This window comes from Zhongshania antarctica (genome assembly GCF_014202945.1).
In the GTDB taxonomy this organism is placed as follows: Bacteria; Pseudomonadota; Gammaproteobacteria; order Pseudomonadales; family Spongiibacteraceae; genus Spongiibacter; species Spongiibacter antarcticus.
In genome coordinates this window covers 1-21,706 of the sequence record NZ_JACHHW010000016.1, presented here as the reverse complement: position 1 = coordinate 21,706, position 21,706 = coordinate 1, and the positions used below count along the sequence as shown (strand labels likewise).

Sequence of the window (21,706 nt, the reverse complement as noted above, 5' to 3'; positions counted from 1 at the left end):
CCACAACAATGCGCCCGGCCTTACGTAGCACATCAAAAACAGTGTCACTTACTTTCGTGCCCCCATGAGCTTACCGTAGTCAGATAAGCGAGCTCTGGGGGTTTTTGTTTCGTGCGGCATAATATTGAGTGCCACCCTGAGGCCTCGAGGGGATAGGACACCAGGAATTTTTATACTTGGGTATGCCCTCAGATCCAGCGCCATGCGCCGCAAAGTGTTATACGCAAATCGCCTTCTAGATACTTCTCCTTGCTGCCCATCCAGTACATTTGCCAGGAGCGCCGCTAGCGCCGCCTCGACATGCAACCTCTCGCCCCCCTTTACCAACTCAATCGGTATGATCTTGCCCGAAGGAATCATTGCTATGGCGAGATGGTATGTGCGGAATCCTCCCACCACGCAGAAGTGTCTTTTGATCTTCTGCGCTCGGATTGGTTGTGCAACAAGCAATTGACTAAGCAGCGCCCTATCAAGCCACGCTGACGGAGGCAGCTTCGTGCTCAGTTCGCGAACGGCGCTTTCTATTAGCGACAGCGGACCAGATGGTAAGCAGAGCTGTGAAACGGTTACTTTCATGAGCGCCAAGCCTGTAGCAGAACAACAAAAGAGAGCCTTACCGTCATGATTTCGAAAAAATGATGTAAATTCAAGTATTATTTTTGTGACACTAATGTTTGACTATAAATGTCCTTATTTGATGTATTTGATATTCGCTAAGTGATGATAACTTATTGTTTTTATTATATTTAAAACGTATATTCGAGATTAGTATCACATGATGATATTTACTATTATCATCCTCATAACCCGAAGGTCGTAGGTTCGAATCCTGCCTTCTCGTACTTGAATTAGTTGAATACGTCTTTGACTTCAATAGACTCGTCGGGCAGCTTCAGCGGATCGACATTTTGTCCAGCGGTAAGGGCGCGTTTACTCATCATGAACTCTTTTGGTCGATTTATCGCATCGACGGCAATAAAGCGACCTTCGCAGAAATAAAATGCGGCAAAGCTGCGACCTTGCGCACTATCTCCACGGATTATTACTTTATCAAAACCCTGGGACAGGCCCGCTATTTGAAGCTTCAGGTCGTACTGATCTGACCAGAACCACGGTAGTGCGCTATAAGCTTCTGGCTTGCCACATATACTCTTGGCGGCAATTTTAGCTTGATCGGTAGCATTCTGTACCGATTCCAGCCTTAGTTTGCGCTGATAAATTGGGTTGTAGTGGTTGGTGCAGTCACCGGCAGCGACGATATCGGCATCGTTGGTGGTGGCAAATTCGTCAACGGCAATGCCATTGTCTATGGTGAGCCCAGCTGCTTCGGCTAATTCAATGTTCGGAATTACGCCTACACCAATAATTACGAGGTCGGCATGCACAGTGTTGCCATCAGCAAGTCGCACACCTTCAACGTGTTTGTCGCCAACAATTGCATCGACACCTGCTTCGGTGCGAATATCCACACCCTCTTCGGTGTGGATGCGAGTATAAAAAGCTGAAACTTCAGGTGCTGTAACGCGCTGAAGTACGCGCGACATGGCCTCTATAACGGTGACACTCATGCCGATTTTACGCAGAGACGCGGCTGTTTCTAAGCCGATGTAGCCGCCGCCAATAATTACTGCAGATTTACCACGACCAGTAAATTCATGGGTTTGCTTAACGTCGTTAAGGTCGCGCATATAGAAAACGCCAGGGAGTTCACAGCCGGTAAATGGAATCTTACGAACTCTGGCACCGGTGGTGAGGGCAAGCTTGGTGTAGGAAATTTCAGCGCCGTTCTCAAGGGTGATTTTCTTGGCATCGCGATCGATTTTGGTAACGCGCGACCCCAAAAGCAGATCGACTTTGTATTTGTCATAGAAGCCTGCAGCGCGGATCAGTAATTCGTCTTCAGTTTTTTCACCAACAAAAAACGCTTTTGACAAGGGCGGGCGGTGGTAGGGAAGATATGGTTCGTCGCCAATCAGTGATATTTTACCTTCCCAGCCTTCTTGACGTAGGCTAGAAATTAGCTGGGCTGCCGCATGGCTGGCTCCAATTATAATGCAATGTTCAGTCATGAAATTGTCCAGGAGGCTGAGTTAAGTTTCATGTTGTCTCGAAGAGGGCTGCCATGAAATTAACAGATATACTTTATTTGAGTCCGCGAAATTATAAAAAGGCCCCCGAAGGGCAAAAAATATTGCGGTAAGGCGTCTAGTGTTCAGCCTCAGTATCCAGAGGCTTATATAAAACACTGTAATAATATAGCATTGGATAATTAATATTAACAATAGTGTTAATGAAAGCGAAAGTCGCAGATTAATCATTTTTATTTTCTTTAACAAATAGGCTAAAAAATAAGCCAAGTTCAAATAGAATAATCATCGGAAGTGCGAGTAAAGCCTGCGATATTATGTCTGGGGGTGTTAAAAACATCCCTATAACAAAACAAGATATTATAATCAAAGGGCGCTTCTCAATTAGTGCTTTTCTGCTTGTTATGCCGCTAGAAATGAGTAGTACTGTAGCAATAGGGATCTCAAATGTTAGGCCAAACGCTAAAAATAGCTTGATCACGGTGTTAAGGTATAAAGAAATATCGGGTGTATAAGAAACACCTTCAGGTGTCGCGCCGCTGAAAAAACTAAATACCAATGGAAAGACGACATAAAATGCAAAGGCGATCCCGAGGTAGAACAGTAAAACACTCGATATTAGCAGTGGTATCCCAAAACTTTGTTCATTCCGATACAGTCCGGGTGCAATAAACCCCCAAAGCTGAAATAAAAATACGGGCATTGATAGCGTGAGTGCTGCGAAAAGTACAAGTTTTAGAGGCGCCATGAAAGTAGATGTCACCTCCGTTGCGATCATGCTTCCACCTTCAGGTAAATACTGCAGAAGTGGGCCCGCGACCAAGCTATAAATATCTTGTGAAAATGGCATTAAGCACAGGGTGGATATTAGCAGCGCGGCTAGAACACGGATCAGTCGATCGCGTAGTTCTGTCAGGTGTGTGGCGAGAGTAGAGGTTTTCGTACTCTCTATATTGGCGTCCATAATTATTGTATTTCGTGTGTTTTTGAGTGCAGGTTTTCGCTAGTGTCATTATCAGTTTCTGAGGCTTCCTTATTCGGCGGTTCGTCGGCCTGGATTTTGCTCGATACGGCCTCGATTTCCTTGTGCCAATTTTTCTTTAATATGGACAGGTCGCCTTCTATGCTAGATGTTGCGTCACTTTTAAGTGTACTAAAACCTTCGTCGTCGAGTTCTTTCTCTATTTGGTAGCGTATTTTTTTGAATTCGTTCTTTATTTTTCCAGCATAAAGCAGCCCGGTTCGCGTGGCCTGAGGTAGGCGTTCTGGTCCAACAACTAGCAAGCCGACTATCGCGACAACGACTAGCTCCAAAAAACTCATATCAAACATGGCTATTTATTTCTGGCTATTGGCTGTCTGTTTGGAAGCTGTATTTTTCGCATTTAACGCTGGGGTCAAATTGTTATTCTCGTCGTCTTTCAATCCTTTATCTAGGTCCTTCATTCCATCTTTAAACCCGCGTAAAGCACTGCCGAGGTCGCTGCCAAGATTCCCTAATTTTTTAGTGCCAAACAGCAAAAGTATAATTTGTTATCTAATCTGAATGGCCGTTAAAATCTATGCACTCTCATTTTTTGGTCATTGGCTAAAAGTTTTCTTGCCCTGAGTGCGTTTTTCTTGCTGATATTTAAACTATGTTCACGTTACTAAATAAATTTTCGTTTAATAGCGATAGTTTTTATCGTTATAAGGTCAAATTAATCCTTACAGGAATTTGTGTTTGTATCAGGACAGCACGCTTTAACGTCTATTTTATAATAATTTAAAGTATAGGGCTAATTTGTTTTGTTTCATATCCCCATAAAAAATGTATTGGGGTGGTTTTTCTTTCTGAATACGATAATGCAATATTTTCGTTTGCAGCGTCTTACCTTTAGGGGACATTTTTTTATCACTAGATAACATTACTGAAATAGACGTTCGTTTACTAATGATTTTTATGTCGTGATATTTTCCAAAGCTAAGTCAGTCTTTAGAAAAACGTATTAGCCTGGCAGCGGCGTCCTTGAAAGACAAAATATTGTCCTCATTTATCAATATCATTCGGCTTACAAAAGCGACCATTACAAAATATCCTCTTTATAAAGTGATCTTGGTGCTATGCTATTTAAGTTAATAATTTCTATTGTGGTACTGTTACTTGCGCCCGTTACTTTCGCATCGAATGGATATTTTTCGCATGGTTATGGTGCCGTCACTAAAGGTATGGGGGGTGCTGGCGTTGCGTGGTCTCAAGATTCCTTGGCGGCAGCGACGAATCCGGCGGGTATGAATTCGGTTGGGAATAAGCTGGATTTTGGTGTTGAGTTGTTTTCTCCGCGTCGTGGGTATGAGGTCGAGGGCGGCCCATCCGGGCCTCCGCCCGAGGGCACGTTATATCTGCGCGAGGGAAGTTATCGTAGCAAGCAGGAAAGCTTTGTTATACCGAACTTTGGCTATAACCGAGAGTTTCTTGAAGCCTCAACCCTTGGCGTTTCGGTTTACGCTAATGGAAATAATACTGATTATTCCAGCGACACCTACTACGGTGGTGATGCTGGGATCGACTTGCGCCAATTATTTGTCGCGCCAACGTATTCTTGGCGATTAAGCGAGAGGCATGCGTTTGGCGTATCTCCCACTCTTGCTTACCAAACGTTTGAATTCAGCGGTGTATCTCAGTTCGCAGGTTTGTCGGCGAATGGCGATCGAATGAGTGATCGTGGGCCGGACCAAAGTTGGGGTTATGGCCTCGCATTGGGTTGGCAGGGGGCACTAAGCAAATCTATTCATGCTGGCATAAGCTATCGCTCCAAAATGCGTATGAAAAAACTTCATAAGTATTCCGGGTTGCTCGCCGAGCAAGGTGGTTTTGATATTCCTGCAAGCCTAACTGCTGGTTTTGCGTGGCGAAGCGCTCGCCATAATGTTGTATTTGATATTCAGCATGTCGCATTCTCCGATGTCAAATCTGCGGGGAATCGGTTCTTACCAAATCTGCAGGCTAGTCGCTTTGGGGATGACGGTGGTGTTGGATTCGGATGGAAAGACATGACTATTTATAAGTTAGGCTATCAATGGGATATTCGTTCTACTACTAGCTTAAGAGCCGGTTTGAATTACGGTAAGCATTTTGTTCGTGACTCCGAAATATTTTTAAATCTTATGTCGCCAGCACTTCCTGAGTGGCATTATACCGCTGGTGTTAGTGAACAGATATCGGAAAAGTGGAAAGTTAATGGTGTTGTCTATTTTGCAAAGAAGGGGGTGTTGGCGGCGCCTAATCCACTTGGTCCCGGGCAAACGCTATCGACTTACATGTATCAAATTGCAGCGGGCGTTAGTTTTACTTATAGTTTTTTAAATTGATTATATTTGAAGGAGGTTCATGAATATTTTTCAAATTTAGTTAGAGAGGTGCTGCAATTAATATTATGTAGGGTATTGAGTGCCTGTGGGTAGTTGCAGGTGGCGCCGAGGTATGTAAAGCGCTATTAAAGGGTGGTGGAATTAGCGCGAGCGTGGCGGATGGAAAAATTATCTCGGGCGAATCGGTAATTTAGTAGGGTTCTTGTTGGCGATATATTTTTTTGGCGTCATGCCGAACCACCTTTTAAATGCTCGGTTAAATGAACTTTGTTCGCTGTAGCCGAGAGCGCCAGCAATTTGGGACATAGGTATATCTTTGTGTTTAATTAATTTTGACGCTTCATCCTTACGAATTTCATCAACTAGGGAGTCAAAAGTGTAGCCTTCCGATTGAAGTTTTCGGTGAAGGGATCGTCCATGAGTATTCATGTTTTCAGACACCAAATCTCTGGTAACTTGCCCGGTTGGTAGTAGCCTCTTTATTAAATGACGTGCTTGGTGGCTTGCAAGTGCCGCTGGGTGGGGCGCTGCGTCGCTCTCTATTTCGACCATAGATAAATAATTTGAAACCAGTTTGTGTAGGGCTGGATTTTTGGAGCTAAGGTTCAGTTCGAGGCATCTTGCGTCGAGTTCAATGGCGTCATGATGTTGATTAAACAAAACTGGGCATTTGAAAATATCCTGATACTGATTTTCTTTTGATATCATTGAGTGGCGAAATTTTACGGTAAGAGGTTTAAGGAGGCCGTTAGTGAGTAAGGATATGATATTATAAGTGCAGCCAACTGTGTGCTCTATAATTTGTTCATAATCTGCGTTCTCCAGGCCAGTGAAATCTAAGTGTGCATAGCTGCGTTCGCCCTCTTTTAAGGAGAGAGTAATGGCTGGCGTGTAGTGATAAAGAAATTGTCCGACGCTGTTTATGATTTCGCGGACATCTGTCGACGCTAAGGCAAGAAATGCGACCGGGCCAAGTATCTCTTGGTCTTGGTTGCCTGCCAAACGCAAGCCAAAATCACTGCAGTCTAGTCTGCTTGCGCTGATAGACAGTAATTGTATGAAGTCTGCGAAAGGGAAGAAATAGTCCTCATCATTTAAGCGGTCGCAGTCGATCCCGGCTGCGGTTATCAGTTGTCTTGGCTCGCCGCCTAGTTCATCGGTGAGAGATATAAAGCCTTTTAGGCAGCTACTCCTTATGCGTGCAGTCATCAGTCATGCCAATTCAATTTATAGTCTTATTTTGTATATTGAAATATTAGGCCTAGTGTGGGCCTAGATTCATAAATATCATACAGTTATATGCCATAACATTCTATGACGGTGGATATATTGGTTTTTCTGTTTTGGTTCGATCTAAATAAGATCAGCTTAGGTCGGTAATCTAGGGTAAAATTGTTTATTAATCATACGAATCATACGAATCATACGAATTAGTTTAGTTAGAATCCGTGGCCGGGGGTTTAGGTAGGGCTTTGATTATGGTGGGGCTAAGCTACAGGAAAACGTTCTGGGCGCAAAAAGGCTGTCGGCACCAGTGTGGGCAATGAGGCCTATCCTGCACTAGACGAAGCACCGGGAACCTATATCCATGGTTGAGCAACCGGGGTTATTGCGGGTCTCGCCATCCCGCCGCGCGAGACTGTTGGAAGCGCAACAGGCAGCCAATATCGATATCCGGCACGCACAAATAGGGTGTGCCCGTATTCGTTATGCTGTAAAAGCTGGGGTCGGTGAACCATTGTTGCTGTGCAATGGGATCGGTGCCAATCTTGAGTTGACGCTACCATTATTGAAGTATCTGACGCGTCCGGTTGTCGTGCTTGACCTGCCTGGCACTGGTGGATCTGAATCGACGTTGTTTTGGCCGAGCCTACGGCGCTACAGTCGCTTTGCTATGGACGTATTAGATCACGCAGGTTATACCGGCCGATTTGCCGTTGCTGGTGTATCTTGGGGCGGCGGTCTGGCGCAGCAGATAGCGAGGCACCATCACAAACGCGTTAGTCACTTGATCTTGATGGCCACTAGCCCTGGGATTATTATGCTTCCAGGCCGGATTGGTGCCATTCGTCGAATGGCCACGCCTCAGCGTTATTTGTCGCGTGGCTATATGGCGAAAAATGCGAGCGCAATCTACGGCGGCGAATTGCGCAATGCACCTCACAAGGCTGTGGAACACGCGCGCCTTATTATGCCACCTACCGGTCTGGCATACGTTCAGCAATTACTTGCCATGTGGGGGTTCAGCAGCTTGCCTTGGCTGCATCGTTTGCGTTGTCCGGCACTGATCATTTGCGGGGATGATGATCCCTTGATTCATTTAGGTAATGGCCACTTACTCGCCAAGCTGATTCCGCGTGCTAAATTACATGTGATGCGCGGTGGCGGACATTTATTTATGACAATGCGGTCGGAAGAAACGGCTGAGCTGCTCAATACTTGGATTGAAAGTGCCAGTGTTGTTGATTAATTCGTAAGCGATCAACAAACCACACCCTATGCGCGCGACACGTTCCAGGGTAACAGCGCCCGTAAATCTTCATAGCTTGATATCCTTGGCAGTTTTGCAAACACTTCCCTCAAATATGCGTAAGGCTCAAGGCCAAACATGAACGCACCTCACAATTCTTCTCTACTTGCCATTAAGAGGAGTTTTTTATGCTTCGAAAGCTCACCCGCAATAACAACGCAAGAAAGCCTCGATAAAAATCAGTCCTAACCCCTCGTCACCGGCGCCCGACTCCAGATACCAAGAATTGGCGTACCATGCGCACGCAGTATCGGCTCAATATCCCGATGCAGCGCGTGATAGCGATAGAAGGGAACCCGAGGAAATAGGTGGTGAACTGAGTGAATATTTTGGCCTAACCAAAACCATTCCAACGGACGCATCCACGGGGGCATAATGAGGCTACTCGTATTCTGGTAGCGCTCAGTATTGTCATACGGATAATGCGGCCGATACGCAAACCAATAAGCCGTAAAGAGACCGCCAAAGAAATACCCCACCAAAACAACAATAGAGATGCCAGGCTGATCAATAAGCAAGATAGCAAGTAGACGCCACCCCAGCGAGAAACACAGTTCAGCACTGTAAACAACACGCTCTTTTAAATCGGCAGAGTGCCAATTATTTTCCGCGAAGAAACTATTCTGAGCATAGAAGAACTTTAGGGTCGTCAGCAACACACTAAAAGGCCCCTTACCCATCTCGCTAATCAAATAATCCGGGTCCTTTCCTTTAATGTTGGTATAACGGTGATGAGTAAAATGCTCGTGACGATGGGAGGCAAACGGAACACCGATAATGGGCGCAACCAGATAGCCACAAACATCGTTCACCCACCGCATCCTCGACCTACTACCATGAATATTTCCGTGGACAGCTTCGTGCAAGGGCGTATACGCCATATAGGTTAGGACACTAACAAGCGGTGTAGCCAACCAAACGGTTATCACATCATTTGCAAAAAGCACTATACATAGTACGAATAGACTACATACAAGAAATGTAAGCGCTATCGTCGGCCAAGCAACTTTACCCATATAACTTATCGCGGCACCTAAAGCCTTCTTATTTAAGTCCTTTAGCTCTTCCTGCATTGTCATTACCATGTAACAATTAAAAATTGAATTATTTAACAGTACTCAATGTACAGCGGCGCCTTTAAAATTAACATGACACTTATGTCCTTTCGCGCGGTACTTATGGCCACAAATTAACGCCACCCAACTCAGGCTTTTTACATGGGAAATACCCAGAGCACCCGTCGCCCTGTCGCTATAAGCAAAGTAATGATAAATTTTGCGCAAAATCATGGTGTAGATATGGAAACCTGCTTATTTGGGACCGACATTTCAGAGCACAGCCTTAACGACGGCGCGGTACTCATAGAGCGTGATCAGGAAATGCGGCTCATTGAAAACATCATGCTCGCACTACCCAATATACCCGCACTAGGCTTTAAAATTGGCCTTTGCTACAACATCGCCACTTTCGGGATTTGGGGTTTCTCATTGCGAACCTGTCGAACCCTCAGGGACGCACTCAACACCGCACTGCGTTTTCTACCTTTAAGCACCGCTTATTGCGAGATTAACGCCTTTGAGGAAGACGGCTATTTTGGTTTGCTCATGAACCCGCAATCCATACCCAGCCATCTCCGCGATTTCTTGTTAGAACGAGATATGGCCGCCAGCATCATAATCATCAAAGAGCTTAGCCTAAATGAAATTCAGACTATCCAGACCGAGCTTACTACCTTGGATACAACAAATTCAGTCTACATAGAGTCGGTCTGCGGAGTTAAACCACTTTATCAAAGCAGGCGCAACGCCATTCGCGTTCCTATTAAATATATTGATAAACCACAGCCTACTTACGATGCCAACCTAGCGAGACTATTAAGTGATCAATGCGCAAGGCAATTGCGCCAGCGACAAACTGGCGGAGTTCGCGATAGCGTTAGGAATCAGATTTTAGGCGACTTAGGGCTAATGGCGTCGCTAGACGATGTTGCGTCGGCAATAAACCTATCTAGCCGCACACTCCGGCGCAAATTGGATAATGAAAGCACCAGCTTTCGTGCCCTAGTAGAGGAGGAGCGAAAACAAATGGCATTCCAACTTCTAGTCAGTAGCGACATGAAAATAGATGAATTGGCTGCACATTTAGGCTACACCGACACAAGTAGTTTTACTCGCGCCTTTCGACGCTGGAGTGACTGCTCACCAAGGGATTACCGACTGTCTCATAACGCTAGGAAAATACCAAAAAACGAAGACTAGGAACTGACTGTAACAAAGCTACCCTCATCGACCTTTGCTAGGAAGCTTTTAACTATTTCCATAACCTTTACTGGGTCTTCATGGTGCGGGACATGACCTACTCCGTCCATAATAACGGCCAGGGAGTGACCTGAAGCAGAGCCCGCAATGAAATTGGGAAACGTGACTGATCCGTATTCATCATTGTCACCATGAATTGCCAACACCGGACACTGCACCTCCTTTAGATGGCAACCCAGATTCCAACCTCTGAACTCAGGATCAAGCCAAGTTTCAGTCCACGCAGCCAAGACCCAGCGAGCTTTATTACCATGGTATTTGGTAAGTTTTCCCATATTGATCGGATTACTGAAGTACTGCTTCGCAGCTTCGATCCCGTTTATTGTTTGTTCTTCAATAAATGGCTGCGCAGACTCGGCAATAAGACTAGAGCAGAGCTTAACTCGGGAGTGAATAGCAGCAATTGCTATCGCCATACCACCGCCGACACTATGACCAAATGGAACCACCGCTTCCAAGCCTAGAGACGCACAAAGTGATGGGAAAACAATTTCCGCTTCTTCGTCAATGAATCTGCGCGATGGTCGTTCTACGCGTTCGCTGGACCTACCAAACCCCAGCCGGTCATAGGCGACAACTGTGCGACCAAGGCTAAGGGAAAGCTGAGACGGAAACTCTCGCCACAGAGCTACACAGCCTAACGAATCATGCAACAGGACGATTGGAGGTGACGTTGACGGTTCTGCTGGATGCCAAATCCGGACATAAATACTTCCACCTGGAACATCAACATATTTTTCTTCTGATTTTCCGCGCCGCATAAATTATACCGCCCCTATTAGCATGAAGATGGAACGACAAGCATTGGAAAAGTAGCATTCAGCGTTATCAAGGAAAAATATCGCGATCATCCAGAATGCCTCATTGTCGGTTAATGAATAAAGTATCGCCTTCAAGGAAATTATGGCGCAGAAGTTTATCGCAATTGACGGCAACCTAGAAAGTCGGCGCTCGCTATAATTAAGAACATGAATAAACGAGGGTAAGCACTACAAAATAGACGATTATTTAACTATAAATGTACTATAAACGTAAAATTATTTCATAAAAAGGCCCCCGAAGGGGCAAAGGTATCGTCAATTACTCAGCTATAAACGCAGAGAAAACCAGAATATTAACTCTAATAAATTTAATTTAAATACAGTACAAGCGAAAGCTAATACACTTTGGCACCAAGCGCCCCCGTATGACTAACACTACCCTAAACTACTTCGATGTAAGTTTAACCATCATCTTCGAATAGCCTTTTACAAAGTTAGACTGCACATACTCGGGCTCGCCAACTACTTCGATTTTATCGAATCTCGCTAACAATTCTTCCCACAGTATACGCAACTGCAACTCAGCAAGACGATTGCCCATGCAGCGATGAACACCGAAACCGAAGGAAAGGTGGTTGCGAGCACTCTTGCGATCAACAATGAAGTCGTCCGGCCGGTCGATGGCTCGCTCGTCGCGGTTTCCAGAGGCATACCACATGACAACTTTGTCACCTTTTTTAATTGTCTGGCCGTTAAGCTCTACATCTTCTTTCGCAATACGGCGCATATAGGCCAGCGGCGTTTGCCAGCGAATAATTTCTGACACCATATTCGGAATCAAGCTAGGATCGTTCTTCAGCTTAGTAAACTCGTCAGGGAAGCGATTCAAGGCAAGAACACCACCTGACATCGAGTTACGGGTGGTGTCATTACCACCAACAATTAAGAGAACTAAATTACCAAGGAACTCCATCGGCTTATTAATCAGATCCTTAGTATCTGGATTATTCTGTAACATACCGATCAGATCAAAACCTACTTCGCCACCAGCAGCAATCTTTTCCTCTTTAACGCGCCAAAGTTGAGAAAAATGCTTGGCCATATCCCTCATCCCCTCGAACAGCTCGTCGGTATTGGTCGAGCCGCCAGTCATCTCGGCACCGCCGCCAGCCAAATCTGACCAATAAACAAGTTTTCGACGCTCCTCGTAAGGGAAGTCCAGCAGTGTTGCTAGCATTCTGGCAGTCAGCTCGATAGAGACATCCTCTACCCAGTCAAACGGCGTATCTAGCGGCAGCTGATCTAGGACCTCTTGAGTACGACTGCGAATCAGACCCTCCATTTCTTTGAGATTCTTTGGCGCCACAACACCCTGAACAGCTTGTCGCTGCACATCGTGTTTGGGGGGATCCATGGCGATAAACATCTCAAGCGCTAGCTCTTTAGGCGTCGCACCGATAATGATAAACGGTTCAGCGGAAAAAAGTTCATGATGTTTATCTACAAAGACAATGTCTTCATAGCGTGTAATCGACCAGAACGGGCCGAATGGACTCTTTTTCTGATAATGGACCGGGCATTCATCGCGTAAACGCTTAAAATAAGACTCCCAAACATTCTGTTTAAAAAGAAAGGGATTACTAACATCAATATCTTCTATTGCCAAGGTAGACACATCAGCTACAGGAGTTTCGACGAACTCCGGAAATTTTGTGTACATACCTAGCTTATTTTTAGCCTTGTAAAGTATATGACCGGCTTTAATCTGTAGGTGCATCGGGACGATTGCGGCGCCTTTCTCGACCACTAAATTGACGATTTTCATAGACCTTCCAACCTTTTAAAATTATTCGTTCAGTATTTTTCGGCCAGTGTTAGTTACATCTGAAACTCTGGTAAACGTGCGACCATGCCATCCATCGCATCTGAGGCAATGATCTGGCAAGCGAGACGCGAGGTATCTGTGCGCTCCGGAGTCAGATCTAGCATTTGCAATTCATCGTCAGTGGCGCCACCTATGATTTTTGCACAAGCGCCTTCAACAATTACATGGCAGGTACCACAGGCGCACACACCACCGCAGTCTGCGTCAATACCGGGGATTCCATTGTCCAAGGCAATTTGCATCAGGGATTTTCCCGGCTCTAAATCGACAGCGTGTTGCGTGCCATTGTGTTCAATAAAAGTAATGCTTCCCATAACGCTCTCCCTTCAAAAAACTGGATGGTCGATTCACTATCTGTACGCACAATGGCATATACAGATACTAAATCTCCAAATCCAATTTCAAGAACTAAATTTCATTAAATAATGTGACGCTAACCATAATTTATTAGAACTAAATCGTCGCTTAAAATTTATACGTCGCGTCTACACCAAAGGTCCGTGGCGGTCCCGCCTGGAAATAATCGAATCCAAACCCAGCCTGTAAATTGATGGCATAACCGTCATACTCTTCCTCTGCTAGGTTTTTGGCCCAGATGGAAACCGAGTAATTTTCACTAATACCGCGCCAGGTCAATCGAGTATTAACTAGAGCGTATGCGTCTTGCTTAATATGCTCATATCCACCTTTATCGTTATAAGCGCTGTACCACTGCTTAGCTTGATAGTTTGCGTTTACGTTCCAGCTGACATAACCACTATCGCCACTGTAAAGTTCGTAATCGATTGAGATGTTTCCGCTGACTTTAGGCGCCGATATTAGCTCATTGCCGGCGAGGTCGACCTCATCATCTGGATTATTTAGCGTTTGCGTGTCCGACAAAGTCAGCTCGGTATACTCGGTATCAAGATAGCCTAAGCCCATCATCAACATTAACTTTTCTGTTGCGGCGAACATGATTTCGGCTTCTAAGCCCGCGATAGTTGAGCCACCAGCGTTTTCCAAGAAGTTAGATACGCCAACTACGTTAATAAATTGCTGATCTTTGTAATCGTATAGAAAGGCCGCGGCATTCACTCTGGCACGCTGATCATAAAAATCTGATTTAAAACCAACTTCGTAGGCATCTATATACTCAGGTCTCGCATAGGCATCTTCGAAATCACGTTCACGATAATAAACACCGCCATTAAAGTTACCGGAGCGAAAACCCTTGCTATAACTTGCGTACATCATGAAGTCGTCATTGAAACGATAATCTAAACCAAGCTTACCGGTAAATTCTTGTTCCTTTGCCGACATTGGCGTCGAGGAGTCTGTGGTATACGGTCCGTGGGTATAACCAACCTCACCCGTTGCAACTAAATCCTCGACCGTTGTTTCTCCACTAAGTAAATTTTCTAGAAACACATCGATTTCAGCAATACCGGCATCGCCACCAAGGTTCAGCGGTACAAAGGGCTCGTCATATCGACTAGTATTACCAGGAACATATGTACCGCGCGGGCTACCATCGTAACCTTCTCTAGATATATTAAGGTAGGCAAGGTCAATTTCGTCGACGGTATAGCGAATACCAAAGTCGATTCCAAAGTCTGCGGTTACGTCAAAACGAAGCTGCGTGTACGCTGCATAACTGGTCTTATCAGTAACCATTTTCTGATCAATCTGACCAAAATCTAGTAGATACGGGTAAAAGCCAGTGGCACCTGGATACGTAACCGCGACCCGAACATCCGGAGCAGTCTCATAAATTCGATATTCATTATGCATGTCCATTTCTTCTTCAGCATAATAAACGCCACCAATGAAATTAAACATGCCGTCGTAATTACTGGAAATACGCAAGTCTTGGCTAAATGCCGTAGTATCAACAGCCCAATGTATTTCAAGCAAACCCTCCGGTGATCCGTCAGTATTCTGCTGCTGCGCGTAGTCGGAAATGCTAATTGACGAGATACTGGTGAAGGTGTGGTAATCGCCGATAAACTCGAGCTTGTTTACCAACATATCCGAATTAACTATTAACGGACCCGTAAAGTTATCTTCAACTTCATGATGCCCAAGGTTTTGCGAAGACGCCGAATAACCCGTGTTATCGATGTAACCACTGCTGTCATCAGCTTGACCCGCAGAGCCAGTAGCCGCGCCGCCTGCCCCTAGCAAACCATTGCCGCCATTAAGATTACCGCGAGGCTCATTCCTTGACGCATTGGCCAATGAATCATTTTGCCCATGAGTTAATTTAAGAACGTTATTTAAATTCTCAGATATCTGCCAATTTAGCGTTAAACGCAGGGCCTGAAAATCAATCGAGGATAAATTTGGACCACCCGAGCGATTTTCGACATAACCACTATTCCGAGAGAACGAATATGCAAGGCGAGCAGCCAAGGTCTCGTCTATTAGCGTCCCTTCAACACCCAAATCACCGACACGCGAATCGTAATTGCCCGCGCCAAGCTTGGCATTAACACGCACCCCATCATCAATCATCGGGGTTTTAGTAATAATATTGATTGCGCCGCCAGTGGTGTTTTTTCCGTACAGAGTTCCCTGGGGGCCCCGCAAAACCTCAAGACGTTCAACGTCAAAAAAGTTCATACCATGGGTGTATACTGCACCCATATATGACTCGTCAGAATAAACACCAATCGGGCTCGCTTGGTTGGAGCTGTAATCAGACATGCTGACACCGCGAATAGCGAATATTGGCTGCACTTCACCAAAGGGGCCACTAACCTGCATATTAGGCACTTGTGCAGATATATCATTTGCACTCGCAAAACCAAATTTTTCTAGGGAGTCAGAAGTCATGCCGGTAATCGCAACAGGAGTATCCTGGGTGCTCTCCGCGCGCTTCTGCCCCGTGACAATCACTTCCTCGAGCATTGGCGCAGCCAAAGAAGCCATTGGTATAAAACTAAAACTAGCTAAAGATGCACCTAATGTGATCTTTTTTAAATAACTATGAGATACACGCATGTAATTATTATCCCTTCCAACACTAACAATTAAGCGCATATAATCTACCAAAAACAATTCCACGTCTTTTCCGATGCGGACAACTTTTTGGCAAATTAGGACAGCACACCAGCGTGCGCAAATGATAAAAATAAGTCCTAAAAAGCCAATACCACGCGAAGCTAAACATCAATAATCGGTTAAAACAAACTAATAAATAATGTAAATCCGTATTTCACACATTTAGCTATCTTTTATATCGCAGAAATTAACAGCCATTTAAATCCAAACAGCCCAATATCAAGGACATTAAATGAACGACGCCAATGAATTACCGCATTATCATCATATTATTAACGGAAATAGCGTAGAGCCTAACTCGGGACGTTATATCGATGTACACTGCCCGGCTACCGGCAATCTTATAGCGAAAACCGCCGATGGCGATGCAACTGATGTCGATCTCGCAGTAAATGCCGCTCGTCTTGCTTTGAAAAATGCTGACTGGCAAAATATTAGCGTTTCGTCACGCTCTAAATTGCTATATCAGATAGGCAACACCGTATTAGCTAATGCCCAAGAGCTAGCTATTCTGGAAGTTCAAGCATCCGGCGGAACAATCAAGCGAGTAATGGGCTTAGATATTCTGGCCATTGCAGATTTGTTCTTTACTCTTGCCGAATCGATCAAAACCTATCCATTTATCGAGAACCTGCCCCCGAAAATATTGCCAGAACAAGTTCATACTATGGTGGTAAAGGAGCCGGTTGGCGTGTGCGGCATTATTACTGCCTGGAATTTTCCGCTCCTTTTACTCTCGTGGAAAATCGCACCAGCTTTAGCGGCGGGAAACACAATTGTAGTTAAAGCATCCGAATTAACACCGACATCAACATTTCGCCTGATCGAGCTACTAAACACCTTCCTACCCGCTGGCGTGCTGAACCTAGTAAGCGGTACCGGTGTGAACGTGGGTGATGCGCTAGTTAAACACCCGAAAGTTAACAAAATCTCTTTCACCGGATCCACACAAACAGGCCGAAATATCCAGATTGCCGCGGCCGCCACATTGAAGCGAGTGACTCTTGAGCTAGGAGGTAAAGGCGCAGCAATCGTAATGCCTGACGCTAATATCGACTTAGTCGCACACGGCGCCCTCTTCGGCATTATGATGAACTCTGGACAGGCTTGTGAATCAAGTAGTCGATTAATTGTCCATGTCGACATTCACGATGAACTCATCGCCAAGATGAAGATCTTAGCCGAGAAAATAGTTGTCGGCAATCCGCTCGATCTCGCAACCGGCATGGGTCCTATTATTTCCGAGCAGCAGTTTAATCGGATCGAGGCCTATCTTAAATCAGCTCAAGAACAAGGTGCCCACATCGTTACCGGAGGAAAACGGAAAATTGTTACCGGCTTCGAAAATGGTTATTTCCTTGAGCCAACCATTGTCAGCAATTGCCAGAATGACATGAAACACGCTTGTGAAGAAATCTTCGGCCCAGTTGTATCTATTATTAAATTTACCGAGCTAGACGAAGCCATAGGCATTGCAAACGATTCAATATACGGACTATCTGCAGGTATCTGGACCGAGGACGTCATTGGCGCTCAAGCGGTTGCTCGCCAACTCGAGGCCGGCTCGGTTTGGATTAATGATTGGCACATGATGCGTACCGACGCACCTTTTGGCGGAATGAAGCAGAGTGGCTATGGTCGGGAAATGAGTCATAACAGCCTGAACTCATATACCGAATTGAAGTCGATTTCGACGGCTTTTGAGCGCGACCCAAGTAAGAAATCAACTTATCACCTGGTCCATACTTTTTGAGTCCAGCGACCCAGCTAACTTAACGCCAATTATTAATAGGATATCAGCATGTCTAGCTCACATTATTATCAATACAATATGCGCAGCACAATCCATTGTGCCGCCGGCTCCGTGATTCGCATACCAGCACTATTCGAAGGCATGGGCGCCAAACGAGTTGTGTTATTCAGCGATATTGGCCTTGAGCAAGCCGGCATCGTAGATCAAATAAAAGCGGTATTTGCCAGTTGCTCTAGCAATAAAGCAATGCTTGTAGGCGTCTACACAGGAATAAGCCAAGACGCAGCGTGTCAATCCGTAAACGCCGCTACCGCCTATGCTCGATCTGTAGCTGCTGATTCGATACTTGCAGTTGGTGGCGGCAGTGTTCTTGACGCATCAAAGGGTGTCAAATACTCTCTTCAGCACGGGGCAACTGATATAGCAGATTTACTACAGAGTGGAATAAAAATCGACGCTTGGCCAAGTAGCCAGCACTCAGGCATCCCTCATATAGGTGTACCCACAACAGCAGGTACAGGGGCGGAGGTTTCGCCGGTAGCCGTCTTTTACAATGAAGCATTAGGCATTAAAACTAACTTAGTAGCGCCCTTTCTTGAACCAGACATGGCTGTTTTAGATGGTAATTTATGCTTAGGACTCCCTGACTTTCTCACTGCGGCCACTGGTATGGATGCGCTAACCCACGCTATAGAAGCAGTCGCGTCCCCAACCGCAAACGCAATGACCGACGCCCACGCATTTCATGCTGCGCAGATGATTGTTGAAAACCTTCCAAAGGTAATCGATAACGGCAAAGACGTCGTTGCACGCTCGAATATGTTACAAGCGAGCAGCTTAGCAATCGATGCCTTTGGTGGCAGCCTGAACGCAATACCAATACATAACTGCGCTCACGCTTTTGGCGGGATGTTCCACATTCCCCACGGCGACGCCAATGCAGCACTGCTTCCTATAGTGATGGAAGCATGCCCTGAATTTTACGCGGGTAAAGGACAGCGGCTTGCCAAAGCACTGAATTTACCTCAAAACGGCAGCGATCAAGAGCTGGTAAGGAACTGCATTAAATTTCTAAAGGACTTCCAACAACGCATTGGCTGTACTACCAACTTCAAACGTTGGGACGTCAGCGAAGAAAAGCAAGACGCAATTTGTATAGCCATTGCATCTGACCCAGCAGCTATGTTTTATAGTATATCCCCCGTCGCGATGGTGAAAATAATTCAATCCGTTTGTTAAATGGGTCTAAAATATTAATATTTTAGCAGACACCAAGGGCATGGATGCCAATCAAAAACCCTCAATTGTAATACTGGAGAAAATAATGCTTAAAAAACACCTTCCGTACTCGACTTTAGCTGCCCTTGCACTAATAACGTCAACACTTGCGAGCGCACAAAATCTCGTCCCGCTCGAAATCATCACTAACTCAGTTATGAGCCTAAGCGGCACGGCTGGACTAAGTAGTTTGGCAATAGGCGAAAATTCACTTGAAACAAATAACGATCAACAAATGCGTGATACGATCGGCCCAATCCTGTCTATTACCGAAGAAAACGGTTTAAACTCCTCGCCACTATTCAACATATTGCCGAACAATCCATTTGTCCTCGTATCCAGCGCTGTATTAGATGGCCCTGAAAACGCAATTATTGTGAGCGATTTACTACAAGGCAATCTCATCATAAACGACGTGCTCTCCGGATTACCTGGCGGCAATACTATACGTTCTGCCTATAGGGAGAATATGGCCTCAGCAGTACCAAAAACGCCAGCCGAGGGCCTTATTAACTCTCAATTGTAGACAACCAGCGGCACTCGCCCGCCATCTCGGGCGAGTATTCGTAGAATTAAATTCACAATACCCACAAGGGTGAATATAGACATACCCAAAGGCAAGACACTACCAACATTCAAACAACATCAAGAAATAAAAAAATCTATCAAAATCAAAGTGTTATAAAAATTATTTGGCATTATATTGTTGGCAGGCAATGTCGGCACGCCCTCTTAAGTTAACGCAATCTAGCTGAGTAGGAAATCCACTAGATTCTTGCTATGCTCCCAGTAGACTAAAATCGGGCCCACAACAACAATACGAATATAACTGTGAGACTCAATGACTGCACGAGTAAGAGCCAGCTGCCTAAACAATTTCGTAGCTCTAATCGAAGAACTGCAAGGTAATCCAGAAAATTTATTCATCGAAGCAGGCATAGATTACAGCCAACTAGATGATGAAGCCTATTTTTTCCCCTATCAAAGTTTTATAGATTTGCTTGAATTGAGCGCCAAAAGCCTTAAGCACCCTGATATTGGACTACAACTCGCTATGCGCCAAGATCAGTCTATCCTCGGCCCGGTTGCTTTTTTAGCACTCTCTGCGCACGATGTAAGATCCGCGTTAATAAGTGTGGGGAAATTTCTGTACCATTTTACACCTGCTATTTCTCTCACCTTAAAGGAAGGCGACAATCTACCAAGCTACGTCTGCTTAGATCTTGTCGATGTCAACAGCAATGACTGCCGGCAGGCTGTCGAGCATGCCGTAGCCTGCACGCTACATATTGTTCACCTACTTACTGAAGGAAAATTTAAGGCGCGGGCGGTTCATTTTCGTCACTCGAAAATCGCTCTCGACAGGCAGTACCAAAGGGTTTTCAACTGCCCTACGCTATTTAATCAAAAATATGATTCCATTGAACTTGATACCGACTTCTTAGATATCGAATTAAGCTCCCACAACCCGCAATTACACGGATTAGTATCCAACTACCTATCAATGATAGAAATCGATTCTAACTCAACAAGCAAGCCGAATTTATTGGCCAGCAAGCAAGCCCGTCATTTAATTCAAAAACTTCTACCTACGGGCCAGCTTTCACGTCCAGTCATCGCAGAGAACATGAAACTTCATGAGCGCGCCCTTCATCGCAAACTGCAATCCGAGGGCTACACCTTTGAAGCGCTTGTCGACGAAGTCAGAATCACAGAAGCTAAAAAACTTCTTGCGCACGACGCTATACCCATGTCTCAAATAGCCGGTTTACTGGGTTACAATGAGCAAAGTTCATTCAACAGAGCATTTAAACGCTGGTTTGAAATGACGCCAAAAAAATACCTACAGAGTAAACCAAGGGGTTAACCAAAGACGGGGAACTGATTTCAAAACTTGAGAATCGTGTTGCAAAGCGAGCCTGAAAGCATTGCAGGGCTTTTCCATCGCCCCCAGAAATCCGGGGAGATCGGATAAGAGAAATGAGGTGGCCGTCGCCTTCTGCTTATAAGCGAGCGGCCATCAATTCTAAATCAGATGAACGTCGGCGGGCCTTTCCTGTGCTTCAACGGTCACCCCGAGGGGCTGGCATTAGTGCCATGTTAGGCTTACAGCCGCGCGTGAACACCGAGAAGTAGTGCTTTCGGTTCTCCTCCACTTTTGTACGCAGCGAACAGGATATACGGGAAGCTGAACATTCCACCCATAACGATGCTGAGGAACGCAAAAAAATAGGCTCTTGGGCCCGCCCCTTCTCGCCAAGTAACCCAAGTAGCAAGCAAGAACAGGTGAATAAGGAAGTCGATATCGAACTGGCTTCGCCACCCGAGCGCGAGCAAGTCAGCCATAGCTACGGCAGGCCAGTTCAGCCCTTGAGTTAGTGACGCTAGAACAGTAATTGCGTATATCGCAACCGTCGAGACAATTAAAAGCACCTTTAGGGCCTTCATTAAATCCACCTCCTGAATAAACGCATATCTGAAGCTCCTGACACTTGCCGCTCAAGCACACGGGGTTTGCGCGGTGAAGAGCACCAAAAAACTAGCAACACTCATTAATTTTATACTGATCTTCGCTTCGATATCTTACGCGCGTTATGTATTGCTGGTGACGCCTCATATGCATTATCTCGCTTACCTGTGTGATCGATTTTAAATTTATTGCTTTGGAAAGGGCTAGAAAAATAAGCACTATGTTTAC

General features: G+C 45.4%; 19 protein-coding genes. 7 read left to right on the top strand and 12 right to left on the bottom strand.

Features of this window, described 5'->3' with window-relative positions; genetic code table 11:
- Window positions 1-848: 848 nt before the first annotated feature.
- The 4 genes from HNQ57_RS17250 to HNQ57_RS17235 all read right to left on the bottom strand — a co-directional run bounded on the left by HNQ57_RS17250 (window position 849) and on the right by HNQ57_RS17235 (window position 3,608).
- Window positions 849-2,069 (bottom strand): NAD(P)/FAD-dependent oxidoreductase, encoded by a 1,221-nt coding sequence (locus HNQ57_RS17250; RefSeq protein WP_184465110.1) that lies wholly within the window; start codon window positions 2,067-2,069, stop codon window positions 849-851.
- Between the two features lie 241 nt (window positions 2,070-2,310).
- Entirely contained in the window at window positions 2,311-3,051 is a 741-nt protein-coding gene (gene tatC, locus HNQ57_RS17245; protein ID WP_184465109.1) for a twin-arginine translocase subunit TatC, read from the bottom strand.
- Window positions 3,052-3,053: 2 nt separating this feature from the next.
- Window positions 3,054-3,419 (bottom strand): Sec-independent protein translocase protein TatB, encoded by a 366-nt coding sequence (tatB, locus tag HNQ57_RS17240; RefSeq protein WP_184465107.1) that lies wholly within the window; start codon window positions 3,417-3,419, stop codon window positions 3,054-3,056.
- Between the two features lie 6 nt (window positions 3,420-3,425).
- On the bottom strand, window positions 3,426-3,608 hold the full coding sequence (locus HNQ57_RS17235; RefSeq protein ID WP_221301784.1) for a twin-arginine translocase TatA/TatE family subunit: 183 nt from the start codon (window positions 3,606-3,608) through the stop codon (window positions 3,426-3,428).
- Window positions 3,609-4,190: 582 nt separating this feature from the next.
- Between HNQ57_RS17235 and HNQ57_RS17230 the strand changes: the two genes are divergently transcribed.
- Entirely contained in the window at window positions 4,191-5,438 is a 1,248-nt protein-coding gene (locus tag HNQ57_RS17230) for an OmpP1/FadL family transporter (protein ID WP_184465105.1), read from the top strand.
- Between the two features lie 168 nt (window positions 5,439-5,606).
- Here the strand turns inward: HNQ57_RS17230 and HNQ57_RS17225 are convergent, their stop codons facing one another.
- Window positions 5,607-6,647: an AraC family transcriptional regulator gene (locus HNQ57_RS17225; protein ID WP_184465103.1), complete on the bottom strand. Its 1,041-nt coding sequence runs from the start codon at window positions 6,645-6,647 to the stop codon at window positions 5,607-5,609.
- 379 nt (window positions 6,648-7,026) lie between these two features.
- Between HNQ57_RS17225 and HNQ57_RS17220 the strand changes: the two genes are divergently transcribed.
- Window positions 7,027-7,908 carry an alpha/beta fold hydrolase gene (locus HNQ57_RS17220; protein ID WP_184465101.1) on the top strand — a complete coding sequence of 294 codons (882 nt, stop codon included), beginning with the start codon at window positions 7,027-7,029 and terminating at the stop codon, window positions 7,906-7,908.
- Window positions 7,909-7,934: 26 nt separating this feature from the next.
- Here HNQ57_RS17220 and HNQ57_RS17215 read toward each other — a convergent pair whose 3' ends face one another.
- Window positions 7,935-8,048, bottom strand: a complete 114-nt coding sequence (locus HNQ57_RS17215) for a transposase domain-containing protein (RefSeq protein WP_226968299.1) — start codon at window positions 8,046-8,048, stop codon at window positions 7,935-7,937.
- 105 nt (window positions 8,049-8,153) lie between these two features.
- On the bottom strand, window positions 8,154-8,984 hold the full coding sequence (locus HNQ57_RS17210) for a fatty acid desaturase family protein (protein ID WP_226968302.1): 831 nt from the start codon (window positions 8,982-8,984) through the stop codon (window positions 8,154-8,156).
- 201 nt (window positions 8,985-9,185) lie between these two features.
- Here HNQ57_RS17210 and HNQ57_RS17205 point away from each other — a divergent pair, with 201 nt between their 5' ends.
- The gene (locus tag HNQ57_RS17205; RefSeq protein ID WP_184465097.1) at window positions 9,186-10,226 is read left to right on the top strand and encodes an AraC family transcriptional regulator; all 1,041 of its coding nucleotides are present in this window, start codon (window positions 9,186-9,188) and stop codon (window positions 10,224-10,226) included.
- Here HNQ57_RS17205 and HNQ57_RS17200 read toward each other — a convergent pair.
- The 4 genes from HNQ57_RS17200 to HNQ57_RS17185 form a co-directional block, all read right to left on the bottom strand.
- A complete protein-coding gene (locus HNQ57_RS17200) occupies window positions 10,223-11,047 on the bottom strand; it encodes an alpha/beta fold hydrolase (protein WP_184465095.1) in 825 nt (274 codons plus the stop codon). The genes HNQ57_RS17205 and HNQ57_RS17200 overlap by 4 nt on opposite strands.
- 445 nt (window positions 11,048-11,492) lie before the next feature.
- Window positions 11,493-12,872: a cytochrome P450 gene (locus HNQ57_RS17195; RefSeq protein WP_184465093.1), complete on the bottom strand. Its 1,380-nt coding sequence runs from the start codon at window positions 12,870-12,872 to the stop codon at window positions 11,493-11,495.
- A 53-nt stretch (window positions 12,873-12,925) separates the two neighbouring features.
- Window positions 12,926-13,246 (bottom strand): 2Fe-2S iron-sulfur cluster-binding protein, encoded by a 321-nt coding sequence (locus HNQ57_RS17190; RefSeq protein ID WP_184465092.1) that lies wholly within the window; start codon window positions 13,244-13,246, stop codon window positions 12,926-12,928.
- 151 nt (window positions 13,247-13,397) lie between these two features.
- Window positions 13,398-15,980 (bottom strand): TonB-dependent receptor, encoded by a 2,583-nt coding sequence (locus HNQ57_RS17185; RefSeq protein WP_226968300.1) that lies wholly within the window; start codon window positions 15,978-15,980, stop codon window positions 13,398-13,400.
- A gap of 229 nt (window positions 15,981-16,209) precedes the next feature.
- On the opposite strand from HNQ57_RS17185, the gene HNQ57_RS17180 reads away from it, so the two are divergent.
- From HNQ57_RS17180 to HNQ57_RS17165, 4 genes are all read left to right on the top strand, one after another.
- Window positions 16,210-17,730, top strand: a complete 1,521-nt coding sequence (locus tag HNQ57_RS17180) for an aldehyde dehydrogenase family protein (RefSeq protein WP_184465090.1) — start codon at window positions 16,210-16,212, stop codon at window positions 17,728-17,730.
- Between the two features lie 48 nt (window positions 17,731-17,778).
- The gene (locus HNQ57_RS17175) at window positions 17,779-18,969 is read left to right on the top strand and encodes an iron-containing alcohol dehydrogenase (RefSeq protein WP_184465088.1); all 1,191 of its coding nucleotides are present in this window, start codon (window positions 17,779-17,781) and stop codon (window positions 18,967-18,969) included.
- A gap of 40 nt (window positions 18,970-19,009) precedes the next feature.
- Window positions 19,010-19,534 (top strand): hypothetical protein, encoded by a 525-nt coding sequence (locus HNQ57_RS17170; RefSeq protein WP_184465087.1) that lies wholly within the window; start codon window positions 19,010-19,012, stop codon window positions 19,532-19,534.
- A gap of 315 nt (window positions 19,535-19,849) precedes the next feature.
- Window positions 19,850-20,875: an AraC family transcriptional regulator gene (locus tag HNQ57_RS17165; RefSeq protein ID WP_184465085.1), complete on the top strand. Its 1,026-nt coding sequence runs from the start codon at window positions 19,850-19,852 to the stop codon at window positions 20,873-20,875.
- A 239-nt stretch (window positions 20,876-21,114) separates the two neighbouring features.
- Here HNQ57_RS17165 and HNQ57_RS17160 read toward each other — a convergent pair whose 3' ends face one another.
- Window positions 21,115-21,456 carry a hypothetical protein gene (locus tag HNQ57_RS17160; RefSeq protein WP_184465083.1) on the bottom strand — a complete coding sequence of 114 codons (342 nt, stop codon included), beginning with the start codon at window positions 21,454-21,456 and terminating at the stop codon, window positions 21,115-21,117.
- Between the last annotated feature and the right edge of the window lie 250 nt (window positions 21,457-21,706).

Coding starts and splice junctions, on each gene's coding strand:
- HNQ57_RS17250 (WP_184465110.1), bottom strand. CDS start 2,069: ATGACTGAACATTGCATTATAATTGGAGCCAGCCATGCGGCAGCCCAG.
- tatC (WP_184465109.1), bottom strand. CDS start 3,051: ATGGACGCCAATATAGAGAGTACGAAAACCTCTACTCTCGCCACACAC.
- tatB (WP_184465107.1), bottom strand. CDS start 3,419: ATGTTTGATATGAGTTTTTTGGAGCTAGTCGTTGTCGCGATAGTCGGC.
- HNQ57_RS17230 (WP_184465105.1), top strand. CDS start 4,191: ATGCTATTTAAGTTAATAATTTCTATTGTGGTACTGTTACTTGCGCCC.
- HNQ57_RS17225 (WP_184465103.1), bottom strand. CDS start 6,647: ATGACTGCACGCATAAGGAGTAGCTGCCTAAAAGGCTTTATATCTCTC.
- HNQ57_RS17220 (WP_184465101.1), top strand. CDS start 7,027: ATGGTTGAGCAACCGGGGTTATTGCGGGTCTCGCCATCCCGCCGCGCG.
- HNQ57_RS17215 (WP_226968299.1), bottom strand. CDS start 8,048: ATGTTTGGCCTTGAGCCTTACGCATATTTGAGGGAAGTGTTTGCAAAA.
- HNQ57_RS17210 (WP_226968302.1), bottom strand. CDS start 8,984: ATGGGTAAAGTTGCTTGGCCGACGATAGCGCTTACATTTCTTGTATGT.
- HNQ57_RS17205 (WP_184465097.1), top strand. CDS start 9,186: ATGGGAAATACCCAGAGCACCCGTCGCCCTGTCGCTATAAGCAAAGTA.
- HNQ57_RS17200 (WP_184465095.1), bottom strand. CDS start 11,047: ATGCGGCGCGGAAAATCAGAAGAAAAATATGTTGATGTTCCAGGTGGA.
- HNQ57_RS17195 (WP_184465093.1), bottom strand. CDS start 12,872: ATGAAAATCGTCAATTTAGTGGTCGAGAAAGGCGCCGCAATCGTCCCG.
- HNQ57_RS17190 (WP_184465092.1), bottom strand. CDS start 13,246: ATGGGAAGCATTACTTTTATTGAACACAATGGCACGCAACACGCTGTC.
- HNQ57_RS17180 (WP_184465090.1), top strand. CDS start 16,210: ATGAACGACGCCAATGAATTACCGCATTATCATCATATTATTAACGGA.
- HNQ57_RS17175 (WP_184465088.1), top strand. CDS start 17,779: ATGTCTAGCTCACATTATTATCAATACAATATGCGCAGCACAATCCAT.
- HNQ57_RS17170 (WP_184465087.1), top strand. CDS start 19,010: ATGGATGCCAATCAAAAACCCTCAATTGTAATACTGGAGAAAATAATG.
- HNQ57_RS17165 (WP_184465085.1), top strand. CDS start 19,850: ATGACTGCACGAGTAAGAGCCAGCTGCCTAAACAATTTCGTAGCTCTA.
- HNQ57_RS17160 (WP_184465083.1), bottom strand. CDS start 21,456: ATGAAGGCCCTAAAGGTGCTTTTAATTGTCTCGACGGTTGCGATATAC.